At 65.1% G+C, this 22,754-nt stretch carries 26 protein-coding genes; 10 read left to right on the top strand and 16 right to left on the bottom strand.

Annotated features, from left to right (window positions below; translation table 11 throughout):
* Positions 1 to 9 precede the first annotated feature (9 nt).
* The 3 genes from CSQ91_RS05095 to CSQ91_RS05085 all read right to left on the bottom strand — a co-directional run bounded on the left by CSQ91_RS05095 (position 10) and on the right by CSQ91_RS05085 (position 3,465).
* Complete coding sequence (locus CSQ91_RS05095) at positions 10 to 996, bottom strand: hypothetical protein (protein ID WP_099387556.1); 987 nt, start codon at positions 994 to 996, stop codon at positions 10 to 12.
* An 84-nt stretch (positions 997 to 1,080) separates the two neighbouring features.
* Complete coding sequence (locus CSQ91_RS05090; protein WP_099387555.1) at positions 1,081 to 1,878, bottom strand: TOTE conflict system archaeo-eukaryotic primase domain-containing protein; 798 nt, start codon at positions 1,876 to 1,878, stop codon at positions 1,081 to 1,083.
* Between the two features lie 72 nt (positions 1,879 to 1,950).
* Positions 1,951 to 3,465: an MFS transporter gene (locus CSQ91_RS05085; RefSeq protein WP_180278347.1), complete on the bottom strand. Its 1,515-nt coding sequence runs from the start codon at positions 3,463 to 3,465 to the stop codon at positions 1,951 to 1,953.
* Positions 3,466 to 3,607: 142 nt separating this feature from the next.
* Here CSQ91_RS05085 and CSQ91_RS05080 point away from each other — a divergent pair, with 142 nt between their 5' ends.
* Together CSQ91_RS05080 and CSQ91_RS05075 are read left to right on the top strand one after the other, a co-directional pair.
* The gene (locus CSQ91_RS05080; protein WP_099388570.1) at positions 3,608 to 4,468 is read left to right on the top strand and encodes a LysR substrate-binding domain-containing protein; all 861 of its coding nucleotides are present in this window, start codon (positions 3,608 to 3,610) and stop codon (positions 4,466 to 4,468) included.
* A gap of 93 nt (positions 4,469 to 4,561) precedes the next feature.
* The gene (locus CSQ91_RS05075; RefSeq protein WP_099387554.1) at positions 4,562 to 5,281 is read left to right on the top strand and encodes an SDR family oxidoreductase; all 720 of its coding nucleotides are present in this window, start codon (positions 4,562 to 4,564) and stop codon (positions 5,279 to 5,281) included.
* Here CSQ91_RS05075 and CSQ91_RS05070 read toward each other — a convergent pair.
* Positions 5,233 to 6,660 (bottom strand): MFS transporter, encoded by a 1,428-nt coding sequence (locus tag CSQ91_RS05070; RefSeq protein WP_099387553.1) that lies wholly within the window; start codon positions 6,658 to 6,660, stop codon positions 5,233 to 5,235. The genes CSQ91_RS05075 and CSQ91_RS05070 overlap by 49 nt on opposite strands.
* Before the next feature lie 93 nt (positions 6,661 to 6,753).
* Between CSQ91_RS05070 and CSQ91_RS05065 the strand changes: the two genes are divergently transcribed.
* Complete coding sequence (locus CSQ91_RS05065; protein WP_099387552.1) at positions 6,754 to 7,650, top strand: LysR family transcriptional regulator; 897 nt, start codon at positions 6,754 to 6,756, stop codon at positions 7,648 to 7,650.
* 108 nt (positions 7,651 to 7,758) lie between these two features.
* Positions 7,759 to 8,358, top strand: a complete 600-nt coding sequence (gene gstA, locus CSQ91_RS05060) for a glutathione transferase GstA (RefSeq protein ID WP_070279394.1) — start codon at positions 7,759 to 7,761, stop codon at positions 8,356 to 8,358.
* Between the two features lie 11 nt (positions 8,359 to 8,369).
* Here gstA and panB read toward each other — a convergent pair whose 3' ends face one another.
* The 3 genes from panB to CSQ91_RS05045 are packed head-to-tail and all read right to left on the bottom strand — an operon-like array spanning position 8,370 to position 10,647.
* Positions 8,370 to 9,197, bottom strand: a complete 828-nt coding sequence (panB, locus tag CSQ91_RS05055; RefSeq protein ID WP_099387551.1) for a 3-methyl-2-oxobutanoate hydroxymethyltransferase — start codon at positions 9,195 to 9,197, stop codon at positions 8,370 to 8,372.
* 19 nt (positions 9,198 to 9,216) lie between these two features.
* On the bottom strand, positions 9,217 to 9,663 hold the full coding sequence (locus CSQ91_RS05050; RefSeq protein ID WP_034788167.1) for a PaaI family thioesterase: 447 nt from the start codon (positions 9,661 to 9,663) through the stop codon (positions 9,217 to 9,219).
* Positions 9,664 to 9,699: 36 nt separating this feature from the next.
* Positions 9,700 to 10,647: a DMT family transporter gene (locus tag CSQ91_RS05045; protein WP_034788164.1), complete on the bottom strand. Its 948-nt coding sequence runs from the start codon at positions 10,645 to 10,647 to the stop codon at positions 9,700 to 9,702.
* A gap of 109 nt (positions 10,648 to 10,756) precedes the next feature.
* Between CSQ91_RS05045 and CSQ91_RS05040 the strand changes: the two genes are divergently transcribed.
* Together CSQ91_RS05040 and CSQ91_RS05035 are read left to right on the top strand one after the other, a co-directional pair.
* The gene (locus CSQ91_RS05040) at positions 10,757 to 11,542 is read left to right on the top strand and encodes an AraC family transcriptional regulator (RefSeq protein ID WP_099387550.1); all 786 of its coding nucleotides are present in this window, start codon (positions 10,757 to 10,759) and stop codon (positions 11,540 to 11,542) included.
* Positions 11,543 to 11,617: 75 nt separating this feature from the next.
* Positions 11,618 to 12,724, top strand: coding sequence for an acyl-CoA dehydrogenase (locus CSQ91_RS05035; RefSeq protein WP_099387549.1), 1,107 nt, complete (start codon positions 11,618 to 11,620; stop codon positions 12,722 to 12,724).
* 53 nt (positions 12,725 to 12,777) lie between these two features.
* Here CSQ91_RS05035 and CSQ91_RS05030 read toward each other — a convergent pair whose 3' ends face one another.
* Positions 12,778 to 13,803: a hypothetical protein gene (locus tag CSQ91_RS05030; RefSeq protein WP_143450948.1), complete on the bottom strand. Its 1,026-nt coding sequence runs from the start codon at positions 13,801 to 13,803 to the stop codon at positions 12,778 to 12,780.
* A 270-nt stretch (positions 13,804 to 14,073) separates the two neighbouring features.
* Here CSQ91_RS05030 and CSQ91_RS05025 point away from each other — a divergent pair, with 270 nt between their 5' ends.
* Positions 14,074 to 14,343: a hypothetical protein gene (locus CSQ91_RS05025; protein WP_070279388.1), complete on the top strand. Its 270-nt coding sequence runs from the start codon at positions 14,074 to 14,076 to the stop codon at positions 14,341 to 14,343.
* 42 nt (positions 14,344 to 14,385) lie between these two features.
* On the opposite strand, the gene CSQ91_RS05020 is transcribed toward CSQ91_RS05025, so the two are convergent.
* Complete coding sequence (locus CSQ91_RS05020; protein ID WP_099387547.1) at positions 14,386 to 14,877, bottom strand: (R)-mandelonitrile lyase; 492 nt, start codon at positions 14,875 to 14,877, stop codon at positions 14,386 to 14,388.
* 268 nt (positions 14,878 to 15,145) lie between these two features.
* On the opposite strand from CSQ91_RS05020, the gene CSQ91_RS05015 reads away from it, so the two are divergent.
* From CSQ91_RS05015 to CSQ91_RS05005, 3 genes are all read left to right on the top strand, one after another.
* Positions 15,146 to 15,979 carry an HDOD domain-containing protein gene (locus CSQ91_RS05015; RefSeq protein ID WP_257217224.1) on the top strand — a complete coding sequence of 278 codons (834 nt, stop codon included), beginning with the start codon at positions 15,146 to 15,148 and terminating at the stop codon, positions 15,977 to 15,979.
* Between the two features lie 95 nt (positions 15,980 to 16,074).
* Complete coding sequence (locus tag CSQ91_RS05010; protein ID WP_034788152.1) at positions 16,075 to 16,506, top strand: hypothetical protein; 432 nt, start codon at positions 16,075 to 16,077, stop codon at positions 16,504 to 16,506.
* Positions 16,507 to 16,562: 56 nt separating this feature from the next.
* Complete coding sequence (locus tag CSQ91_RS05005; RefSeq protein ID WP_099387546.1) at positions 16,563 to 17,435, top strand: DUF2145 domain-containing protein; 873 nt, start codon at positions 16,563 to 16,565, stop codon at positions 17,433 to 17,435.
* Positions 17,436 to 17,449: 14 nt separating this feature from the next.
* Here CSQ91_RS05005 and CSQ91_RS05000 read toward each other — a convergent pair whose 3' ends face one another.
* From CSQ91_RS05000 to CSQ91_RS04970, 7 genes are all read right to left on the bottom strand, one after another.
* On the bottom strand, positions 17,450 to 18,748 hold the full coding sequence (locus CSQ91_RS05000) for a glycosyltransferase (protein ID WP_180278346.1): 1,299 nt from the start codon (positions 18,746 to 18,748) through the stop codon (positions 17,450 to 17,452).
* Positions 18,732 to 19,319 (bottom strand): flavin reductase family protein, encoded by a 588-nt coding sequence (locus CSQ91_RS04995; RefSeq protein ID WP_099387544.1) that lies wholly within the window; start codon positions 19,317 to 19,319, stop codon positions 18,732 to 18,734. The genes CSQ91_RS05000 and CSQ91_RS04995 overlap by 17 nt, the downstream gene beginning before the upstream one ends.
* The gene (locus CSQ91_RS04990; RefSeq protein ID WP_099387543.1) at positions 19,306 to 19,791 is read right to left on the bottom strand and encodes a GNAT family N-acetyltransferase; all 486 of its coding nucleotides are present in this window, start codon (positions 19,789 to 19,791) and stop codon (positions 19,306 to 19,308) included. Before CSQ91_RS04990 ends, CSQ91_RS04995 begins: the two co-directional genes overlap by 14 nt.
* A 46-nt stretch (positions 19,792 to 19,837) precedes the next feature.
* Positions 19,838 to 20,467: an NAD-dependent dehydratase gene (locus CSQ91_RS04985; RefSeq protein WP_099387542.1), complete on the bottom strand. Its 630-nt coding sequence runs from the start codon at positions 20,465 to 20,467 to the stop codon at positions 19,838 to 19,840.
* Between the two features lie 58 nt (positions 20,468 to 20,525).
* Positions 20,526 to 20,909: a nuclear transport factor 2 family protein gene (locus tag CSQ91_RS04980; protein WP_099387541.1), complete on the bottom strand. Its 384-nt coding sequence runs from the start codon at positions 20,907 to 20,909 to the stop codon at positions 20,526 to 20,528.
* Between the two features lie 29 nt (positions 20,910 to 20,938).
* The gene (locus tag CSQ91_RS04975) at positions 20,939 to 22,039 is read right to left on the bottom strand and encodes an alkene reductase (protein ID WP_099387540.1); all 1,101 of its coding nucleotides are present in this window, start codon (positions 22,037 to 22,039) and stop codon (positions 20,939 to 20,941) included.
* A 74-nt stretch (positions 22,040 to 22,113) separates the two neighbouring features.
* Entirely contained in the window at positions 22,114 to 22,701 is a 588-nt protein-coding gene (locus CSQ91_RS04970; RefSeq protein WP_218963713.1) for a TetR/AcrR family transcriptional regulator, read from the bottom strand.
* Positions 22,702 to 22,754 lie beyond the last annotated feature (53 nt).

Here is a 22,754-nt window from a genome sequence, read left to right as displayed (position 1 = left end):
CGCTGCGCCTCAGTCCGTCAAATGCACCATGGTGTGATCCATTTGCTTCAACTTTGCTTCGATCTGATTCAACGCATCCAGCTTTTCTTCGCGATGAGACCAGTCCCCGGCGGCCAGCGCCTGGGCTCTTTGCTGCCCGATAGCGTCCAATGCCAGTTGTCGCGCCTGTTGGTTGCATGCCGCTCTTAACTTTATATCCGCAAATGCGAGAGCAATCGACGCTTCGCAGCGCACATCATCGTCCATGGCGCGTATGTCGGCGTATCCCCACTGCTTTGCCAGTTTCTCGAGGAATCGAATTGGCGTGACATCCTTGTGCGTCTTGTGCCACTCGCGATAGCTCTCGAGAAGATCGGCTCCAGTATCATTGCCGTTCGGCGAGAAATCATCCGCGCAGTTCCAAAAAAATGGATCATCCAACATCTCGCGTGCCTTGGGATGAAAGTCTTCCCAGTCGATTCCCAACTGCTCCCAGGCTGACATTCCATCGCGCCTGGCTTGTGCCGCTGCCTTCAGCCCGGATGCCAGGAGTTGAAGGGCTTCCTCGGAATCCGGGACGCGTTTCCTCGCAGCTTCACAGTGGTCCAGAAATTTCTCCAAGCTAAAATCATCAGTGCGCTTCAATCGTTTGCTCAATAGCCCTAATGCATGGATGACTTCATCCACACCTGCTTTAAAAAGTGGCAAAGATAATGTTGAAGAATGCGTCCAGTCCCGGCCTTCCATCAATTCGCTGGCGATGGCGATCTCGACCTTGCCCTTTGCTCTTCGATAAGTGACCTTGGGCAGCGTAGAGCGGAAATTGTTGTGCCTCTCCAACAGAGATTCCAGCGTCTTCTTTGCCGGACCAGAGTCCCTGAAGTGAAGCGTGACTGCAATTTCCTGAATCGCGCCGCCAAAATTGCCGCCTCCCACCAAAAGAAAATCCCCAATCGGAGACAACGTTGTGTGACCGCCGTAGCAATTATAGGAATTTGCGACTACATGGAAATCCATTGAATGCTGCCTTTCATGCGAAATTTCAATTGTTCTGAATGTCGATATATATTGCTTGTTCACCTCAAGCCAGCCATGCCGTGGCTACGGCAACCGGTGCCGGAACGTCGGCTCAATGTTGCGCGCATGCAGCCAGCGCACGATGTCTTCCAGGGTGGCGTCCTGCAACAGCAAGCCTGGCGCGGTGGAGGAAGATGCAACAGGCGATGCGGCCACGGGAACAGGCGCTGGCGAAGACTCCGAAAGGCCCGCATGTCCCTGCAGCTTCGCCAGCGCCTGCGCGAATTGTCCCGGGTTGATGCTGCGCAAGCCTTCCAGGAAACCCAGCTGGGCCGCTGGCGGCGGTGCCATGTCCAGGCCCGGTTCGTCGACGAAGGCGGCACCCATGCTGGGGTGGATGAAGGCGGCCCACTTGCCGGACGGCTGCAACGCGGGCGGCAGCGCCACCTGCTCCACGTAAGCGGGCGGCGCGACGGCGAGAATGTCGGTCGAGGCAGGCAAAAAAGTGGAACGCAGCAGCTGCACGAACTGGCGCGCCTGGGCGGCGGGCACGGGCGTGGCCAGTGACAGCCATAACTGGAACGCCGTGCCCGAGATGCTGACGGCGGGCGCCGGCAAGTCCAGCTCGTGCTGCACGGCATTGGCGATCGTGCACAGCGCGCTCCAGTGCGCCTCACCGCCGCCCTTGCCGCCAAACTCCAGCACCAGCGCGCGCGCCAGGCCACTCCCGGTCACGAGTTGCACCGCTACCGTCTGCTCGCCCGACAGATGGCGCGCGAGCACGGCCGGCGTCAGCGGCTGCGCGCCGCCGTCCGCATCGACGTATTGCTGCTGTTCATCGAACAGATACAGGCGGGTGAGTTCAGAAATCAGTTTATGCATGGGCGGCCTCATAATGACGTTGAGCAACACTTGTCAACGTGCCCAGATTATAGTCTCCCCTGCCCCTGTATCTCAGCTCGCCGGCATGCCGGCAGCCTGCCGCGACCGTCCGGCGCCAAACACCAGCCAGCTGGCCACGGCGAGCAGGCAGGCAGCCACGCCTCCGTACAGCATCACGGCGCCAAAGCCTTGTGCCAGCGCAAGCTTCGCCACGCCATCCGGCAGCGCGGCGGCGCCCTTGCCTGCCGACAAATTCTCCGCCATGGCGCGCAAGGTGGCCGCGTCCAGTCCCCCGGGCAACTGCTGCCGCAAGGCGGACTGGATGGCTTCGACGAGGATAAAGCCCATCAGCGCGATATTGATGGACAGGCTGACCATGCGCGCGCTGATGTCGATGCTGGAAGCCATGCCGGCCCGTTCGCCGGGCACGGCGCCCGTCGTCGTGTTGGTGACGGGCGTATTGGTCAATCCCAGGCCCGTGCCCGCCAGCAGGCAGCCGGGCAGGATCGTCAGCCAGCTGGCGGCGTCCGCATGGCTGCCCCAGCACATCAGCAGCAAGCCCGTGCCGATGGCCAGCAAGCCGGCGGGGATCACCGTATCGGCCCGGTAGCGCAGCGCCAGCCGCTCGGCCAGCGGCGGCACGAGCAAGGTGGGCAAGGTGTAGGCCAGCAAGGTCAGGCCCGTGCCCAGGCTGCTATAGCCGAGACCGTGCTGCACGTACAGGGGCAGATAAATCATGAGCGGCCAAAAACTGCAGTTCATGCCCGCCGAACCGAGCAGCGCACCCGAGAAGCGGCGGATGCGGAACACGGAAAAGTCGATCATCGGTTCGCCCTGGCGCCGTTCGATGACGGCAAACGCGGCAAAACCGGCCAGCGCCACGGCCAGGCTGGCCAGCGTACGGGGATCGCTGAAACCCAGCGCCGGCCCCTGCGTGATGCACCACGCCAGACTGAACACGGCCAGCGACAGGGTGGCGATGCCGGCCACGTCCAGCTTGCGCCGCTGCGGGTCGCGCGACTCGCTCACGCCCAGGCCCGCCAGCAGCAGCGCAACGACGGCCAGCGGGCCGTGCACGAGAAATACCCACTGCCAGTTTGACAGCGCGACGATGGCCGCGCCGATGATGGGGCCGAAGCCCAGGCCCAGGCCAAACACGATGCCCCAGGTGCCAAACGCCCTGCCCCGCGCCGCGCCGGCCGGGAACTGCTGTGACAGCACGGCCACCTGGCAAATCAGCATGGCGCCGCCGGCCATACCCTGCAGCGCACGCGCGGCGATCAGCACGCCCGTGCTGCCGGACCAGCCGCATGCGAGGGAGCTGACGCCGAACAGGGCCAGGCTGGCGAGCAGCAATCGCTTGCGGCCATAGCGGTCGGCCAGGGTACCTGTTGCCATCAGCACGGTGGTGCAGGCCAGGGTGTAGGCGTTCATAATCCACTGCAAGTCCTTGAAGTCGCCATGCAGCACGGTTTCCAGCGTGGGCAGGATGACGGGCACGCTGGAAATTTCCAGGCCGAACATGAGAGAGGCCAGGCAGACGGCGGCCAGGGTCAGTGCATTTTGTTGCGAATGAGTCAGTAACATCGAAACCTTGTTATCGGTAGTCATGGAGGTGCGCGTGGAGAAGGCGCACTGCGAGCCGCCATTCTAGAAAGCCAGGACTCATGAGGGAAATGATAAAATTTTGTACAATTCATTCATTTTCATCATGAATCACGGGAACCCCATGGACTTCGACACCGCCCTGCTGCGCGCCTTTGTGGCCGTCCAGGAAACGGGCGGCTTTACGCGTGCCGCCGAACGGCTGCACCTGAGCCAGTCCGCCATCAGCCACCAGATCCGCCGCCTGGAAGAGCAAGCGGGCACGGCGCTGCTGGTGCGCACGACGCGCAGCCTGCGCCTGACGGAGGATGGCGAAGATTTCCTGCGCCACGCGCGGCAGATCCTGGCAGCCCAGGATGCGCTGTCGCGGCGCTTCCAGCGCTCCTCGATTGCGGGCGCCGTGCGCTTTGGCGTGCCGGAAAATTTCATGGGCGCGCGCCTGCCGGCCCTGCTGGCGCAGTTCGCGCACCTGTTTCCCGCCGTGCGCCTGGATGTCACGGTGGGCACCTATCTTGACTTGCAAAAACTGGTCGCCGCCGATGCGCTGGACCTGGCCGTCGTCATGGCCCTGGCAAGCGAGCCAGATGAGGCGGCCGTGCTGCGCCGCACGCGCTTCGTCTGGGCCGCGGCGCATGACTTCCGGCATGACGGCGCGCTGCCCCTGCCGCTGGCGTTTTCACCGGCGCCCTGCATGCACCGGCAAGTGGGCGTCGACGCCCTCGATGGCGCCGGACTCGACTGGCGCGTGGCGTTCACCTCGCCCAGCCAGCAGGGCTTGCGCGCCGCCGTGCTGGCCGGGCTAGCCATCACGGCCTTGCCACAGGGCGACCTGGAGCCGGGTATGGTGGTCATCGATGGCCAGCATGGCTTGCCCGCCCTGCCCGCCGCCCAGTTCCAGCTGCTGTGGCGCGCCGCCGGCAGCACGGCGGCGGCCGATGCTTTCGGACAATTGCTGCGCGAGTGGTCAGGCGCTGCGGCGACATGACAGCGCAGACAACAAGCCCGGCAGCGAAGCATGCAATGGCAAAAAAGTGTACCCTTTCAAGCTGCATTTTCTGGCCTAAGGAAATCCTCCCCCATGCAAGCTCGTACTTTTCTCGTCACTGGCGCGACCCGCGGCATCGGTTATGCCATCAGCACCTTGCTGCATCAGCAAGGCCATCGGGTCGTCGGCATCGCGCGGCACATCGAAGACATGGACTTTCCAGGCACGCTGGTGGCCTGCGATCTTGCCGACCTGGCGCAGACGGAGGCAGTGCTCAAGACGCTTGAACAACAGTTTGATATCGATGGCATCGTGAACAATGCAGGCATTGCCTCGCCCCAGCCGCTGGGCCAAATCGACTTTGCCACGTTGCAGAACGTCTTCGATCTGAACGTGCGCGCCGCCATCCAGGTGACGCAGCAATTCGTGGAGGCGATGAAGCAGCGCCGGTATGGCCGGATAGTCAATATCTGCAGCCGTGCCATCCACGGCAGCGTGAACCGCACGGCCTATTCCGCCGCCAAAAGCGCCCTGGTCGGCTGCACGAGAACCTGGGCCCTGGAATTGGCCGAACACGGCGTGACGGTCAATGCGGTCGCGCCAGGCCCCGTGGAAACGGAACTGTTCCGCAAGACCCGTCCCGTCGGCAGCGAAATGGAACGCCAGATTCTTGGAACAATCCCGATGCGGCGGCTGGGACAGCCCCATGAAATTGCCGCCGCCGTCGGCTTCCTGCTATCGGAACAAGCCAGTTACGTGACAGGTCAGGTGCTGGCGGTGGATGGGGGCGGCAGCTTGGGTGGCCGGGCCTGACAAGTCAGCACCAGCAGCAAGGCCAGCGCCAGCATGGCGGCCGCGCTGCCCAGGGCCAGCGTCACGCGGTGCGCCAGCAGGGGCACGCCTGCCAGCTGGCCCGCGCCCAGGCCGGCCACGGCCACCAATGCCGCCAGCCCCAGCGAACTGCCCAGCTGGTGCGCCACGTTGACGACGCCCGAGGCGGCGCCCGCATCCCGCGCCGGCACGCCGGCCACGCCGGCCGCCGTCAGCGGGCTCAAGGCCATGCCCTGCCCCGCGCCGATCAGCACCATGGGCAAGGCCACCCCCAGCCAGTAAGCCGTGCCCGCATCGACGCGGCTCAGCCAGGCCATGCCCAGCAGGGTCAATCCCAGTCCCATGGCCAGCAGGCGCGCATTGCCCAGGCGACGCGTCAAACGCGGCACGCACAGGGCGACGCCGAAGTTGACCAGGGTCATGGGCAGGAAAGCCAGGCCAGTCAATGATGGCGGATAGCCGAGCACCACTTGTAGGAATTGCGTGGTGAAAAAGAAAAACCCGATCATGGCGCCCAGGAACAGCACCCTGGCTCCGTACGCCGCATTGCGCTGCGCATCGGCAAACAGGCGCAGCGGCAGGATCGGTTGCGCGGCGCGCCGTTCGATCAGGATGAAAGCGGCCAGCAGCAGTACACCCGCCGCCAGCGCAGCTTGCGTCAAGGCATCGCCCCAGCCGGCACCGGCCGAGCGGATCAAGCCGTACACGAGGGCCAACATGGCGAGGGTGGAGCTGGCCGCGCCGGCCACGTCAAAGCGGCCCCGGGTGGTTTCACTTTCGGCGATATAGCGGCGCGCGGCCACCAGCATGGCGGCGCCAATCGGCAGATTGATGAAGAAACCGACCCGCCACGACAGCCATTCGGCCAGCACGCCGCCCAGCACCAGCCCCACGCTGGCGGCGATCCCCGCCACGGCGCTGTACAGGGCGATGGCCCGCGTGCGTTCGCGTCCCTCCGCAAACGTGGTTTGCAGCAAGGCCAGGGTCGACGGCGCCAGGATGGCCGCGCCCACGCCCTGGATGGCGCGCGCGGCAATCATCATGGCCGGCGACTGCGCCAGACCGATGGCCAGCGACGCCAGCGTGAACAGCGCCAGGCCCAGCTGCAACAGGCGGCGCCGGCCATACGCATCGCCAGCGCGCGCGGCCAGCAGCAGCAAGCCGCCAAACGTCAGGGTGTAGGCGCTTTGCACCCAGGCCAGGCCCGTATCCGTAAAGCCCAGTTCCTGGTGGATTTTCGGCAAGCCCGTCAGCACGATGGACGTGTCGAGCACGATCATCACATAGCTGACGAGGATGATGGCAAGGATGGCCGCCTTGTGCGGCGCGGCGGGGCTAGCGGAATCGGGAGCAGTTTTCATGCCTACACTGTAAGGCTGGCGCATTACCATGAATAGATGCTAAAGTCCGCATGAACTTATTAGCGCAACTAATGAATTGGAAAGACATCCGCCATGGCACAAACCAACTTCAACGACATCCTCGCCTTCGTGGCCGTGGCCCGCGAAGGCAGTTTCACCCGGGCGGCGGCCAAGCTGGGCGTGTCGCAGTCGGCCTTGAGCCAGACCGTGCGCGCGCTGGAAGAACGGCTCGACTTGCGCCTGCTGGTGCGCACCACGCGCAGCGTCTCGCCCACGGAAGCGGGCGAACAGCTGCTGCGCACGGTGGCGCCCCGCTTCGACGAGATCGAGGCGGAACTGGCACTGCTCAGCGAGCGGCGCGACAAGCCGGCCGGCAACATCCGCATCAGCGCGGGAGAACACTCGGCGCTGACGGTGCTGCAGCCGGCCATCGCCCGTTTGCTGCCGGACTATCCCGACATCAACATCGAAGTCGTCGTCGACAACGGCATGACCGACATCGTGGCCGCGCGCTGCGACGCGGGCGTGCGCCTGGGCGAGCAAGTGGCCAAGGACATGATCGCCATGCCCATCGGTCCCGATTTCCGCATGGCCATCGTCGCTTCGCCCACGTATTTCAGCCGCCATGCGCCGCCCGCCACGCCGCAGGACTTGATGGCGCACAACTGCATCAACATGCGCCTGCCCACCCTCGGCGGCCTGTTTGCCTGGGAGTTTGCCAAGCATGGGCAGGAACTGAAAGTACGGGTGGAAGGACAGATGATCTACAACAACATGGCCATGCGATTGCATTCGGCGCTCGATGGACTGGGCGTGGCTTGCATGGCTGAAGATGTCGTCCTGCCCTATGTGGCCGATGGCCGCCTGGTCCGCGTGCTGGACGACTGGTGCCCCACGTACGCGGGCTACAAGCTGTATTACCCGAGCCGGCGCCACCCTTCCCCCGCGTTTACCTTGCTGCTCGACACCTTGCGCTATCCCCGGGTTTGAGCCAGCGCAATCCCGCACCGGGCATGCGCAGTCACCAAACGAACACGCGTTTACCGTGCGGCTGCGCAGGACTATAGTGGTTGCTTTCCCACCTGTTCAAGGATCGCCATGAAACTCTTCTACTCGCCGGGCGCCTGCTCGCAGGCACCGCACATCATCCTGCGCGAAACGGGCACGCCGTTCACCTTGGTCAAGGTCGACCTGGGCCAGCACAAGACGCAGGAAGGCGGCAATTACTACGAACTCAACCCGAAAGGCCAGGTGCCGCTGCTGGCGCTCGATGATGGCACGACCTTGAGCGAAGGCCCCGTCATCGCCCAGTACGTCGCCGAACAGGCCGGCAGACAGGACCTGTTGCCGCCCGTGGGCAGTTTTGCCCGCTACAAGGTGCTGGAATGGCAGAACTACATCACGTCCGAGCTGCACAAATCGTTCAGCCCCCTGTTCGATCCCCGCATCGACGCCGCCACCAAGGCACTGTTCATCAAGCAACTGGGCAAGAAATACAAGTGGGTGGACAGCCGCCTGGAAGGCCAGGCTTACCTGACCGGCGACACGTTCACGGTCGCCGACGCCTACCTGTTCGTCATCACGGGCTGGGCGCCAGGCGTGGGCGTGGATTTGTCCGCGCTGGCGCAGGTGCAAGCTTTCCTGGCGAGAGTGGGCCAGCGCGACAGCGTCAAGGCGGCGCAGGCAGCGGAAGCATAGACCCGGGCGTCTTAAAAGCAGTGTTGCGGGGCGGGGAAAGACCGCTCCTTGACGGCGCCGACATAGGCCGTGAAGGCGTCGCCGATGCTGGCCTGCCCCGTCATGAAGTCGCGCACGAAGCGCGCCTTCTTGCCGGGAAACACGTTGAGCATATCGTGCATGACGAGGATCTGGCCCGAGCAATCGGGCCCGGCGCCGATGCCGATAGTGGGAATGGCCAGCAGTGCCGACACTTCCCGGCCCAGCGTGGCAGGGATGGCTTCGAGCAGCAATAGCGCAGCGCCAGCCGCCTGCAGGGCCAGTGCGTCGGCTTTCAACGCCGCCGCGCCTTCCGCCGTCTTGCCCTGCACCTTGAAGCCACCGAGCTGATGCACGGATTGCGGCGTCAAGCCCAGGTGGGCGAACACGGGTATGCCCCGCTCGGTCAGGAAACGCACCGTGCCGCACAGCCAGCTGCCGCCCTCCAGCTTGACCATATGTGCGCCCGCCTGTATCAACTGGACGGCGTTGGCATACGCCGCTTGCGGCGTGGCATAGCTGCCGAACGGCATGTCGGCCGCCAGCACGGCCGTACGGTTGCCGCGCGCCACGCTTGCCGTATGGTAAGCAATGTCGGCCACGCTGACAGGCAAGGTCGTGCCCTGCCCCTGCACCACATTCCCCAGCGAATCGCCGACCAGCAGCAGCTCCACGCCACAAGCGTTCATCAGGGTGGCGAAACTGGCGTCATAACAAGTCAGTGCGGCAATCTTTTGCCCCGCATCGCGCATCGCCAGCAAGGCTGGCGCCGTCAACGGCTTACTGTGCAGCAAGTGTGCATTGTGGTCTGGCGCGGGCATGCTTTCTCATTTCATTAAGTTAAGTTTTTTCGGACTTGCCGTGCATCACCATGATGGTTTGCTGCATCAGCGCGCACAAGGTTTCCTTGCCATCGCGCACGGCGTACACTTCGGCTTGCGTGACGATCAGGGTGCGCCCAGGGCGCACCACCTTGCCGCGCGCGATCAGTTTCTCGCCGTCGGCGGGCGCCAGCAGGTTCATCTTGTATTCCACCGTCAGCACGGATGCGCCATCGGCCACCATGGTCATGGCCGCGTAGCCGGCGGCCGAGTCCGCGATCATGCCCACCACGCCGCCATGCACGAAGCCATGCTGCTGTTCGATGCCGCTCCAATGCGGCACATGGATTTCCGTGCTGCCATGCGCCACCACGGGCAGGCTGGCCTGGATCAAGGTCATGGCGTTCTGCAAATCAAAACTGGCGCGAACTTTGTCGGCGAATTGCGGATCGGGAAGTCGGGTCATGGTGGACTGCTTTCTCAAGTGAACAGGGAAAAATGACTACGGCTCCACTCTACCCTGCTTCTGACGCGCTGCGAACAACAGCGTCAGCGGACCGCTTGCACTGACCAGCACGATGCCAGCCAGCACCAGCGCCGCGCCAAGGAGAAAAGCCATCGACACATGCTCGTCCAGCAACATGGCGCCCAGCAGCACGCCGAACAGCGGCGTCAGGAAGGAAAAAATGCCCAGGCGCGATGCCAGGTAGCGGCGCAGCAAATGAAACCACGCCAGCAGGCTGGCAAACGAGACGATCACGGACTGGAACACCAGGTTGCCGATCACCAAGGGCGTGGCCGCGAAGTCCAGCTGGCCGAGCAACGCTGCCGCGCCCAGCAACAGCACGCAGCCCGCCGTCAACTGGTACAGCACCACCTGCGTGGCAGGCACGTGCGCCAGGCGTGAACAGCGCACCACCAGGGTCGTCGCGCCCCAGGCCGCGCCAGCGGCCAGGCACAGCAGGTCGCCCAGCAAGCCGCGCGGATTGACCGGCGCGCCCGCTGGCACGGTGCCGGGCAAAAACGCGACGACGATTCCGGCAAACGCCAGCGCTACGCCAGCCCATTGCAGCGGGGTAAGGCGCTCCGACGCCAGCCTGAAATGCAGGCCCAGCGCCACAAACAGCGGACCCGTGTAGAGAAACACCACGGCATGCGCGGCGCTCGTATATTGCAATCCAGCTCCCAGCAGCACGTATTCGAGCGCGAACAGGCTGCCGGCCAGCAAGCCCGGGCGCCAGGCGGCGCGCGCTTGCGCCAGGTTTTCGCGGCGCGCCAGCATCAGCAGGCCCACCAGCATGGCCGCCAGGCCCGAACGCAGCGCGATCTGCAGTACGGGCGCCATGTCATGCGCGACCGCCTTGATACCCACCTGCTGCAAACTCCATACGAGGCACAGCAGGGTCATGACGACCACTGCCTGCCCATCCATTGCCTTGCGCGTTTCCACAGTATTCCTTCAGATAGTCGGCAGCAGGTAGTATGGCGGGTGCAGCTTTTCTTGATATAGTGAGAAACCGACAGCACCTCGCGCAATACAGCCACCCGCAAATATTTTCATGTCCGCTACCAAACACTTGCTGACCGCGCCCTACAGTGGCGCCCTGCCCGCTCCTATCTGCTTTCGCAGCGCAGCCATGCCCGCTGCGGCCATGTATCCCAGCCACAGCCATTCCTGGGGCGAATTCGTCTATGCGCTTGGTGGCGTGGTGGAGGTGCTGGTGGCAGGGAAACACTATTTGGTGCCGCCCCAGTACGGCATCTGGCTGCCGCCGCGCGTGGCGCATACGGGACAAAACCGCCATCCCGCCTTCCACAGTTCGCTGTATGTAAGCGAAGAACTGTGCCAGGCGCTACCTCCCGCGCCCTGCGCGCTGGCCGTCACGCCCTTCGTGCGCGCCATGCACGAGCACTTGCGCGCCCACCCGCCCGGCTTGCCGCAGACTATCCATGAAGAGCGCCTCTTGCAGGTCTTGCTGGACCAGCTGGCGCGCGCCACGCCCGTGGGCAGTTACTTGCCCAGCTCGGATGACCCCATGCTGGGCAAGGTACTGGCCATGCTCGACAGCAACCCCGGCGACCACCGCCCGCTGGCCGCTCTGGCACAGGCTGTCAACACCACCGAGCGCACCCTGATGCGCCGCTGCCAGCGCGACCTGGGCATGAGCTTTGCCCAATGGCGCGCGCGGCTGCGCGTCATCAAGGCCATGGCCATGCTGGAAGCGGGCCAGACAGTCGAAAGCATCGCGTTCGACCTGGCGTATGCCAGCTCCTCGGCCTTCATCACCATGTTCCGCAAGGTGACGGGAGAGACGCCGGACGAGTACCGGCGGTGCAGCACCTAGCCGAACTCGTCCTTCCCCCCGCAAGCGTGCCCGCTGTGCGAAAATGCCCGCCTCTGCCATTGCCGGATTCCGCCCATGCCGCACGCTGTCCTCGCTACCCTTGCCACCCTTTCCGGGCGCGACGCGCGCCGCATCGCGCGCCATGCGCCGGCGGCCGACGCCGCCCGCTTCCTGCATCCGGCCCAGCAAGCCTTGCTGCACCGGCGCGGCTGGCTGACGATGCTGGCGCCGCGCAGCGCGGGCGGCGCCGAGCTGCCCTTGCCGCAAGTGGTGCGTCTGGAAGAAGCCGTGGCGGCCGTCGATGGCAGCATGGGCTGGGTGCTGACCCTGTGCGCGGGCGCCGGCTGGTTCGCCGGCTTTCTGGCGCCCGACATGGCGCGCGCAATCATCGGCACGCCCCGGGTCTGCATGGGCGGCAGCGGCGCGGCCACCGGTGATGCGGAAGAAGAAGGCGACGGCTACCGCATCTCGGGCAGCTGGGACTACGCCAGCGGCGCGCCGATGGCCACCCACTTCACCCTGAACGCCCGGCTGCAGCGCGATGGCCAGCCCCTGCTCGATGCGGATGGCAAGCCGCGCATCCGCGCCTTCCTCGTGCCCGCCGCGCTGGTGCAACTGGTGCCCTCGTGGAACAGCATCGGCATGCGCGCCAGCGCCTCGCACAGCTACCGCATCGACGGCCAGTGGCTCAGCAAGGAACATGGCTTTACGATCAGTCCCGACACCGCGACGGCCGACGGCCCCCTGTACCGCTACCCGTTTTACTCGCTGGCCTACGTGACCCTGGCCGCCAACGTGGCCGGCATGGCCGCGCATTTCATGCAGCTGGCAGAGGAATGCATGCGCCACCGCCGCCATGCGCGCGCCGGCTTGCCGCTGCTGGACGTGCCGGAAGTAGCCGCATTCCTGCAAGGCAAGCAAGACGCCTGCGCTGCCGCCCGTGCCCGCTTTTATGCCGTGCTGGATGAGAGCTGGGCAACGGTTGCCGCCGGCGCGGCCCTCGACGCGGACGGCATGCAGGCCGTGCAGGCCGGTTCGATGGACCTGGTGGCCGCGTGCCGCGCCGCCGTCGATGGTCTGTACCCCTATTGCGGCCTGTACGCGGCCCGCGAAGACAGTACCATCAACCGCGTCTGGCGCGATTTCCATACGGCCAGCCAGCATGCGCTGCTGCTGCCCTAGTTTGTTGCCACGCGCACCATCGAGCCGGCTGTCGGCCTTTGCTTTTCCCGGGTCTAGAAAGCGGGGCCATCCGTAACGCCCGCGAGAAAGACATCAAGGCGTCCGGCTTTTTTTGCCAGCGGCGCCTTGATCGCAGCCGCGATGTGTTGATAATGTTTTTTGACGGTATCAACCTCATACACCGTGCCCTGCAGTTTATTGTCGAGACGATACCCCTCGGCATCTGCAACAACCTTGAAGCAGACCTTATCCACTGTGGCGCCCGACTCTTTTTCATCCCAGCATGCAAGACCCATCAATGGCGCCAGATAGCTGCCCCGCTTGACATCAAAGAATAGCGGATGGCGCAGTCCGTTCACGAAATTGGACTCGTCGAAACGGCGCCTTGCATAATTCGCTCTGGCAAACCCCTTGTCGCGCGCCTTACCCAATAACGCTTCCCTTAAATAGATAAGGGCCGCGTCAATCTGATGCGGAGCCTCGTCGCCAATTTTTATGCGCAAATAGATGCCATCATTCTGTTTTGTATTATTAAGCACCACGTCATTGGCGTCATCATCAAAAATATCGATGCCAGCACCGCGGAAATAAGGCGTGATGACGCCTGTGCCCAGCAGCAGCGCCAGGTCGTCAGTGGCCTCGTCCGTCTCCAGCATGAATGCCCAGCGGGTGTCCGCCTCCGCCACATCAGAATAATTTTCGATGCGGGAACAGTTCCTTGCCCGGTGGTATGTATGATAGTAACGCTTGACGAGCTCCAGGGCATCCACCCGCACACTCACGGCAAGCACACTATAAATCTCGAAGATGCGACACGTCTCAACCAGACCGTCGATGAAATCCAGATTCGCCAGCAATAAGTCCAATACTTCTCTCGCTGATTCCTCATGCAGCGCCGTGAAGGCCGCCAGCTGCGGCATCTGCATTGCATCCTCAAATGGCATCAACGCCCCTTCCCGCAAGGCCGCTCGTCCATTCCTCGTATTCAGCACGTGCATGATATCGAGCAAGGCAAAGTGCCTGTCACGTTGGTTTGACAATAGGCGCCACATACTTGGTCGCACGTCGATCGCCGCCATGACGCTGTTCCGCAAGTTCCTCAGCTCCTGGAATTGCTGCCCGTGCCGCGACTGAAAGCGGCGTATCGCGCACTGATGCACAAGAATTTGATCCGCCTGTATGCGCCCTGGAAATAATTCTTTTTTTGCAATCATATTTACTATCAGTCTTTGCTCGCCATGTCAAGGTACGTAATTCTAGCATTATGCGGGTCCAGTTTCCGATGCCAGGGCCGCTACACTTTGCTCGGTAGTCCACCGTCTCAACGCCAACGCCATAAGGAGGCAAATATGTTAGATACACTGATCGATTCACTGCGCAGTCCCCTGGGAACGGCACGCTTGCTCGAAGGCTTCAGCACGCTCAACCGGGCAGATAAAGCCGGCGTCTCTCCGCAGCAGATGCGCGCTGTCTTTTCCGACCTGAAAGGCCATTCGGATGAGCAGATCCGCGGCTTCGTCGGCATAGGCCAAAAGCTGGTCTCCGGCGAGGCGCGCTTCGCCGGCACGGCGCTCACCCCAAGCAGTGACACGGCCGAGCCCGCGCCAAAGCCGCGCTAGCAGCTTCGCCATCGTGCACTGCTGCCCGGCGGGCAGCCCTGACTATCTGGGGTAGCTGTCATCCGCCACCTGCTCCAGCCACGTCACCGCCGTGCCATCTTGCGCCTCCGCAATCGCAACATGCTGCATGGCGGACGTGGCCGTGGCGCCATGCCAGTGCTTGACGCCGGGCGGTATCCACGCCACGTCGCCGACCGCCAGCGCCTGCAGCGGGCCCTGCCAGTGCTGTACCCAGCCACTGCCTTGCGTGACGATCAGGGTCTGGCCTAGCGGATGCGTATGCCAGGCCGTGCGGGCGCCGGGCGCAAAGGTGACGATGCCGCCGCCCACGCGGGCCGGAGACGGCCGCTGGAACATGGCGTCGACTGCGACCTTCCCCGTGAAATAGGCGGGGTCGCCCGTGATGGTGGGCATGGCGGCGGCGCGCGTGACGGTGACGGCGGCGTGCGTGGCAGCGGCCTCGGCAGACGCAGAGGCAGAAACGGCCCCGGCGGGCAGGCAAAGCGGCAAGAGTGCCGCGGCGTATCGATGCATGGGTGTTTTCCTTTCTTGCCGGTAAGATCGGCTCCCAGAATGGGCGTGCCGCCGGGCAGCCGGCTACACCTGTCCTGGCAATCCAAGCTTAACAGCGCTGGCCCGCGCTGATTAGCGGCACAAAGCCACTAGGACCTATAAGCTGGGCTGATGAATGGACCGATGCGGGGCCGATGCGCAACTTGTTTCGCAGGAAAGGCAGGCGGACGCCATGCAGGCCGCATTGCCTGATAATATGCAGACATTGCTACTTCTCGCTCCCCTATCCATGCACGTCAACACGCTCAGCAGCCTGGCGCAACTTTTGGCCAGCGCCGAAACGGAAACCCTGGCCTTTCCCACCAGCATCAATACGGCACTGCTCCTGCAAAAGGAACTGGCCAACCCGGATTGCCACTCGGCCGACATCAGCCGGCTGCTGCTGTGCGAACCGACCTTGTCGGCGCGCGCCGTGGCGCTGGCCAATTCGGCCCTGTTCTCGCCCGGCCATACGCCCGCCATCACCAGCGTGCGCGCCGCCGTCGAGCGGCTGGGACACCGCAACCTGTACTCGCTGGCGACGGCGGCCGTCATCCGCCAGCTGAACGCGGGCATCCGCGACGAAGCCTTGCGCGCCCGCGCCACCCAGTTGTGGGCGCACACCGTGCACGTGGCGGCGCTGGCGCATGGACTGGCCAGCGCCGTCACGCATACGGATGCCGATACGGCGCTGTTTGCCGGCATCGTGCATGAAGTAGCCGGCTTTTATCTGCTGGCCCAGGCCGACAAGACCCCGGGCCTGTACGCCCACCTGGAAACGCAGATGGCGTCCGCCCTGGAAGTGATAGGCCGCGCGCTGATGCGTCAGCTGGGCGTGCCGCAGCCGGTGGCCGATGCCGTCAATGCCTTGCCCGGCTCGACCATCATGCTGCCGCCCGAGGGCTTGCGCGACACCCTGCTGCTGGCCAAGGCGCTGGCACCCGTCCCTTCGCCGCTGCCGCAGGCCAGCATCACCGTCAGCGCGCAGCTGCAAGCCTACCTGGAACACGATCCCGTGCTGCAGGCGCTGCGCACGCAGCCGTCGGCCGAAGCAAAGGGCCTGATCGAGGTACTGCTCAGCTGATGGCCGATCTGCTATGATGGCGCGGGCCGGGATGGACCCGGTCCGCTTTCATTGATGTCCACTGGAAAACTGCCTTGACTACCTCCACCTTACGCATGCTCGGCCTGGCCGCAGCTCTGACCATGGCGTGCAACGCCAACGCCGACAGCTTCGTTTCCTCGGCCTCCAGCGCCGGCTCCCAGTCGAGCGGCAGCATTTCCGACTCGCTCAACGGTTCGAGCAACAGCTCCTCGCGCGACAACAAGGTGGCCAATGGCCCCTACCGCATCATCGACGTGGCCGCCGTGCCGGGCCGCGACGGCATGACGCGCCTGACCATGCAGGCCGACGCCACGGCCACGCCGCTGGTGCTGGACTTGCCGCAAGCGGCGCTCGACAAGCAGCAGCTGGCGCAGGGCGACGTGGTGCATGCGCAAAACCGCGCCTACGGCATCGAATTCTCGCGCAACGACACGCGCGCCGCCTTCTTCCTCGTGCTGGCCGATGACTGGTACGGCGAAATGGCCACGCGTCCCGTCAGCCTTTGATTCGTTTTCTCCCGCGCCGCCCGGCACTGCTGCTGGGCGTTTGCGCTATCTTCAGCATGGGCGCCGCCCAGGCGGGCACCTCGCTCGCCTCCTCGCGTTTTTGCGACCGCGCACAGGAGCTCACGGCCACGGAACAGGATCGCCTGTTGCGCTTTGCCGCCGTCGTGCGCGAGGAACTGGCCGCCAGCGAAGGCAGCGTGGCCCTGATCAGCCGCTCCGGCCTGGACCTGGCCCGCTTCGGCATCCGCTATTCGCATGCGGCACTGGCCTGGCGCCACGACAACGACAGCGGCTGGTCCGCGCGCCAGCTGTACTACGCCTGCGACGAGGGCCGCCCGCGCATCTTCGACCAGGGCACGGCCGGTTTCGCCATGGGCACGGAAAACCCGGCGCTGGGCTACATCTCGCTCGTGAAACTGCCGGCCGAAACCGTGCCGCCCCTGCGCCGCGCCCTGCTCGATCCCGTGCGCGTGCAGCAGTTGCTGGCAGGCCGCTACAGCGCCAACGCGTATGCCTTCAGCCTGAAATACCAGAATTGCAATCAGTGGGTGGTGGAATTGCTGGCCTCGGCCTGGGGTGAGCTGGCCGCCGGCAGCGACTTGCGCGCCCGCGCCCAGGACTGGCTGCGCGCCGCGCCCTATGCGCCCGCCCCCGTCGACGTGGGTGCGCGCTGGCTGATGCTCGGTTCGATCTTCGTGCCGCTCGTGCACATGGATGACCACCCGCCGGAAGCCATCGGCACGATGCAGCTGGAAACGAGCCTGCCGGCCAGCCTGGAAGCGTTCGCACGCCAGCGCCTGCCCGCCAGCGAACGCGTGGAAATCTGCCACGATGGCAAGCAGGTGGTGGTGCATCGGGGCTGGGAACCGATCGCCGACGGCTGCGTGCCCGGCGCAAACGACCGGGTCATCGCCCTCGACGATACCTAGCACCCCTGGGCAGACTAAGCTGCCAGGGCCGCTTCGACGTGATCCAGCAGGCGCGCTGATTCAAGCCCCTGCCCCATCTGGCGGGCCACCTCGCCGCACGCCAGCTTGACCTCGGGCGCGGCGAGCAGGCGCGCCAGCTGCCGCTGCATGCGCCCCGCCGACAGGCGCCTGGCCAGCAAGACATCCCCCACACCGAGCCGTTTGGCGCGCCAGCCATTGTCGAACTGGTCGTACGCGAACGGCACGATCAGTTGCGGGATACCCGCGCGGAAGGCGTCCGCGCTGGTGCCGATGCCGCCATGGTGTACCACGGCCGCCACGCGCGGCAATAGCGCCGCAAACGGTGCGTGCGCCTGCCACATGACGCTGGCCGGCATGTGCTGCGGCAGTTGCGCCGCATGGGGCGTGAGGAACAGGCCGCGCCGTCCCAGCCGCCGCAAGACTGCGAGGGCGATGCTGAAATAGCGCTGCGCGTGCTGGTGCCCGGTACCGGGCGTAAACACGATGGGCGGCTCGCCCTCGTCCAGAAAACGTTCCAGCTCCGGCGGCAGCGCCGCAGCGCCATGCATGGCGGCGCCGGTGAAATCGGCTTGCGCGAAATGCGGCGGCCAGTCCGCCTGCGGGGCGGCGAACCACGCGGGAAACAGCCCCAGCGAAGCGTCCGGCGCGGCCAGCATGTGTGCAAAAAAATGCGCTTCCGGCGGCAGGCCGTGCTGCGCGCGCGCGCCATTCAGGCCAGGCAGCATGACCGGATCGATCATGCCGCGGTGGATCATGCGCCACAGGGCCTGGCGCCAGGCCAGCGGCACCCAGGCGGGAATGCGCAAGGAGCCGGCCGCCAGGAAATCATGGCTGCTGCACAGGTTCGATGGCGCCAGATACGCCGCGACGATGCGCAGGTCCGGCCGCGCGGAGCGCGCCAGGGCCGCCATCGGCACGAGGATGGGATGGCACAGCACCACGCAAGCCTCATCGGCCGGCAAGCCTTGCACGACGTCGCGCACGGCGCCCAGGTGCGGCACGAGGCCATTCCACACCACGCCCCAGCCCTTGCGCTCATCCCACAGGCCGGGGTCGTCCAGCATGGCCTGCCCCTCTTCCGCGCTGCCGAAGGTGTGATATGGCAGCCGCGAGGCTTGCGCGGCCGCTTCCTGCCAGCCCGGCACCAGCAGCAGCACGCGCCGGCCCCGTTGCTGCAAGCCCTGCGCCAGCGCGATAAACGGCTGCATGTCGCCGCCAGTGCCGCTGCTGGCGACGATGACGAGCGGCGTCGTGGCGGCCTGGCCCGCCAGCGGGTCAGCGCGGGGCAGCATCGAGCGCCTCGCCGATCGCATAGAAGCGCCCGCCGGCGATGTAGTGCAGGCTGCGCCAGGATGGATCGGCCTGTTCGAAATGCCAGTGCCCGTCGCGGAACACGCGCGTGTCGGCCCAGGCGCCCACCACTTCGCCGATGAACAGGTCGTACGCCGTCTGGTTGTGCGCTTCGGGGATCAAACGGCAGGCCAGCCAGGCGGAGCAGCCGGCCACGAACGGCACATCAACGCCGTCCATGTGAAACAGCTGCACGCCAGCGCGCGCCAGTTTATCGGGCTGCGCATCGAGGCTGTGCGTGCCGACGGCGTGGGTCAGTTGCAACTGCGCCGCCGTCGGCACCTGGATGACAAACGTGCCGCTGCCTTCGACCAGCGCGCGCGTGCGCGTTGCCTTGTCCAGCACCACGGTCAGTTTCGGCGGCGCGAAATCGAGGGCGCAGGCCCAGGCGGCGGCCATTACGTTATCGATGCCGGCGTGGCGGGCCGAAACGAGGATGGACGGACCGTGATTGAGCAGGCGGTAGGCTTTTTCCAGCGGCACCGGGGCGATATGGTGGTCAGCGGCTTCCATCAACGCCCCCGGCGCGCGGCAGCGGCAAAACCATATCCCACTGGTCGAGGCCGGGTCCGATGCCATCCGGCGTCACCTTCACGGCCACGAAGCCGAAGCGCGCATAAAAGCCCTGCGTGTGCTGGCTGGTATTCATGGTCACACTGGTCAGCTGCGGCATGGCGCTGATCGCATCAAGGCGCGCCTGCGTCAGTGCCTGGCCCAGCCCCTGGCCGTGCAGATCCTGCGCCACCATGCCCCAGGACAGGCTGGCGGTCATGCCGTCCGCCTCGATGGCGTGGCCGCCGCAGGCGACGATGCGCGCATCACCATCGATGACGCGCTCGATGACAAAATAGGGCTGCGCCGCTGCATCGATCCAGGCGGCAAAGCGGACGCGCTCCGAAGGGTCGAAAAAGCGCGGGGTATTGCCGTCGAAGAGGGCCAGGCAGGCATCGCGGTCGCTGGCCTGGTAAACACGTACTGTCTGCATTGTCTGTACTCGCAAGTAGATGAACGAGAATTATACGGGGGCGCGTTCACAAAAGGTGCTCGGACGTCACCATGTGCACGCCCGGCGCGGCGGCAATCGCCGCTTCCAGCAAGGCGCTGGCGATGCGCGGCGCGGGATTGATGCGCCAGCGGCGCGGCAGCACGGGAGCCAGCACGCGCAGGATGCGCAAGGCGGCGCCCTCGCCCGCCCGCGCCTCATCGCGTTCGCCGCCGATCAGGCCCGGCCGCACGTGCGTGAGCGATCTGAAACCCAGCGCTTCCAGGTCGCGTTCCAGCTCGCCCTTGACGCGGTTATAGAAGAAACGCGAGGCCGCGTCGGCGCCCGCGGCGGAATTGAGCGCATACGTGGGCGTGCCAGCCGCCAGCGCCAGCCGCGCCGCGGCCAGCGGATAGCCATGGTCGACCCGCCGGAAGGCCTGCCGCGTGCCCGCCACCTTCATGGTCGTGCCCAGGGTGCAGATGACGGCATCGGCCTGCCACCAGGGCGCATCCGCCGGCAAGCGGTCGAAATCGACAAGGGGCGCGTCCAGCTTGGGATGCGCCGGCAAGGCTTTGCGCACGGGCGCGACGATGTTCGTGACGCGCGCGTCACTCAGCGCCAGGCGCAGCACTTCGCGGCCCACCAGGCCCGTGGCGCCTATCAGTATCAGTTTCATTGCTTCTCCCCGCATGCTGGACGCCACACGATACAGCATCGGGCGCCCAGCCAGTGCATCAGGCGCCCGCGTGCGTGTGATAAATCTTGCTGACTATGGTCCACTCGCCCTGCACCTTGAGCAAATTGAAAAAGTCGGTAAAGCGGAAACCCGAGATATCGTCCGTATCGACGCGCGCGCTGGCCGCCGCGCCCACGATGTCGACGCGCACGATGGCCGCCTTCGCCTGCGGCGATGGCCGGAAGGCGCTGTCGATGATCTCGAACAGGCCTTCGATGGGCCCGCCCGTCAGTTTATCGCCGCCATCGACGCCGAAAATGGTGGCCTGGCTGCTGAAAGCCGGGCGCATGATGCTGCTGTCGGCCTGCGCGCCGCCCGCATTGTATTGATTCAGCACGGCGACAATCGCCTGGTAATCCTGCACATACGTAGGGTTATTCATGTTGCGCTCCTTGGGTGGGTGAAGAGAAATCAGAACTGGCTGGCGGGCCAGTCGGTGTAGCCGTTGGCGCCACCGCCGTAATACGCCTCGCGCGGCGCCACGGCCAGCGCCACGCCATGGCGCAGTCGCGCCACCAGATCCGGGTTGGCGATGAAGGGACGGCCAAACGCCACCGCATCGACCTTGCCTTGCGCGCGGCGCGCCTGCGCCAGCGGCAAGTCATAGTGGTTGTTGCCGATGTAGGGGCCGTTGAACAGCGCCCGCAGCGCATCGAGGTCGACGCCATCGGGCACATCGCGCGAGGTGGCCGTGGCGCCCTCGACGAAGTGCAGGTACGCCAGTCCATGCCGGTTCAACCGTTCGATCAGGTAGCCATAGGTGGCCATCACGTCGCTGTCGATCGGCGTGTTGCCCGCGTCGGGCGTGACGGGAGACAGGCGGATGCCGACCCGCGCCGCGCCCCACACGTTCACTACGGCGTGCGTTACCTCCAAGGTCAGCCGCGCGCGGTTTTCGATGCTGCCGCCATAAGCGTCCGTGCGCCGGTTGGTCGAGTCCCGCAAGAACTGGTCGAGCAGGTAGCTGTTGGCCGAATGCACTTCGACGCCATCGAAACCGGCGCGCAGCGCGCATGCGGCCGCATGCGCATACTGCGCGACGACGCCGGCGATTTCCCCCGTTGCCAGCGCGCGCGGCATGGACACGGGCTGCATGCCGCTGGCGGTGTAGGTGCTGCCCTCGGCCCGGATGGCGGATGGCGCGACGGGCGCGGCGCCATCGGGCTGCAGGCTGGCATGCGAAAACCGCCCCACATGCCACAGCTGGCAAACGATCTTGCCGCCGGCCGCATGCACGGCATCGGTGACCAGCTTCCAGCCGGCCACCTGCCCGTCCGTCCATATCCCCGGGGTCAGGGCATAGCCGCGGCCCTGGGCCGAAATATTCGTCGCTTCGCTGATGATCAGGCCGGCGCTGGCGCGCTGGGCGTAATACTCGGCGTGCAAGGCGTTCGGCACGCCATCGTCGCCCATGCGGCTGCGCGTGAGCGGCGCCATGACGATGCGGTTGGCCAATGCCAGCGCGCCCAGATCGACCGGGGAAAATAAATCGCTTTCATGCTGTTCGGTCATCGTATTGCTTTCATGTTAAGTCAGAAAAACCGGAAATAACTGACCGGTCGTCTAGTTAATGGTCAAAAAAACGGCTACGACAGCAGCCGTTGCGTGGTCGCCATGGCAGCGTCGAACGGTCCGCCGCTCCTGGCCACCTTGACCATCAGGGACGCGCCCAGCCACAACTGGTAAAGGGATTCGGCCAGCACGCGCGCCGGCGTCGTCGCCGCCGCCACGGAACCGTCGAGATGGCCCGCTTCCACGCACTGCGTCAGGCGGTCCAGGATGGCGCCCGTGCCCTGCTGCAGCACGGCGCCCATGTCCACGGACAAGTCGCACACTTCAGCGCCCAGCTTGACCACCAGGCACTTGCCTTCCGGCGCGCTGCTGGCCTGCGTCGCGCGCCAGTAGTCAAAATAGGCCAGCAAACGCTCGCGGGCATTGCCAGGCCCCGCCAGCAAGGCGTCGACCGTCTGTAAATAGGTGGTGAAATAGTCATCGAGCAAGGCTTGGCCAAACTCTTCCTTCGACTTGAAGTAATAGTAGAAGGAACCCTTCGGCACGCCGGCCGCCGCCACCAGTTCGGCCAGACCGACGGCCGTATAGCCCTTCTCGGCCATCAAAGCCTTGGCGATGTCGATCAGGTGCTGGCGCATGTCGGCGGAAGATTTTTTGCTCATGCAGCCAGTATAGCAAAAAATCTGACCGGTCGTCTAGTTAACTATCTTCCCCT

Origin of the sequence: Janthinobacterium sp. BJB301, assembly GCF_002735685.1 — a bacterium.
Classification (GTDB): domain Bacteria; phylum Pseudomonadota; class Gammaproteobacteria; order Burkholderiales; family Burkholderiaceae_D; genus Janthinobacterium; species Janthinobacterium lividum.
Note: the sequence above shows the minus strand (reverse complement) of the source record. Positions and strands in the feature narration are given on the sequence as shown.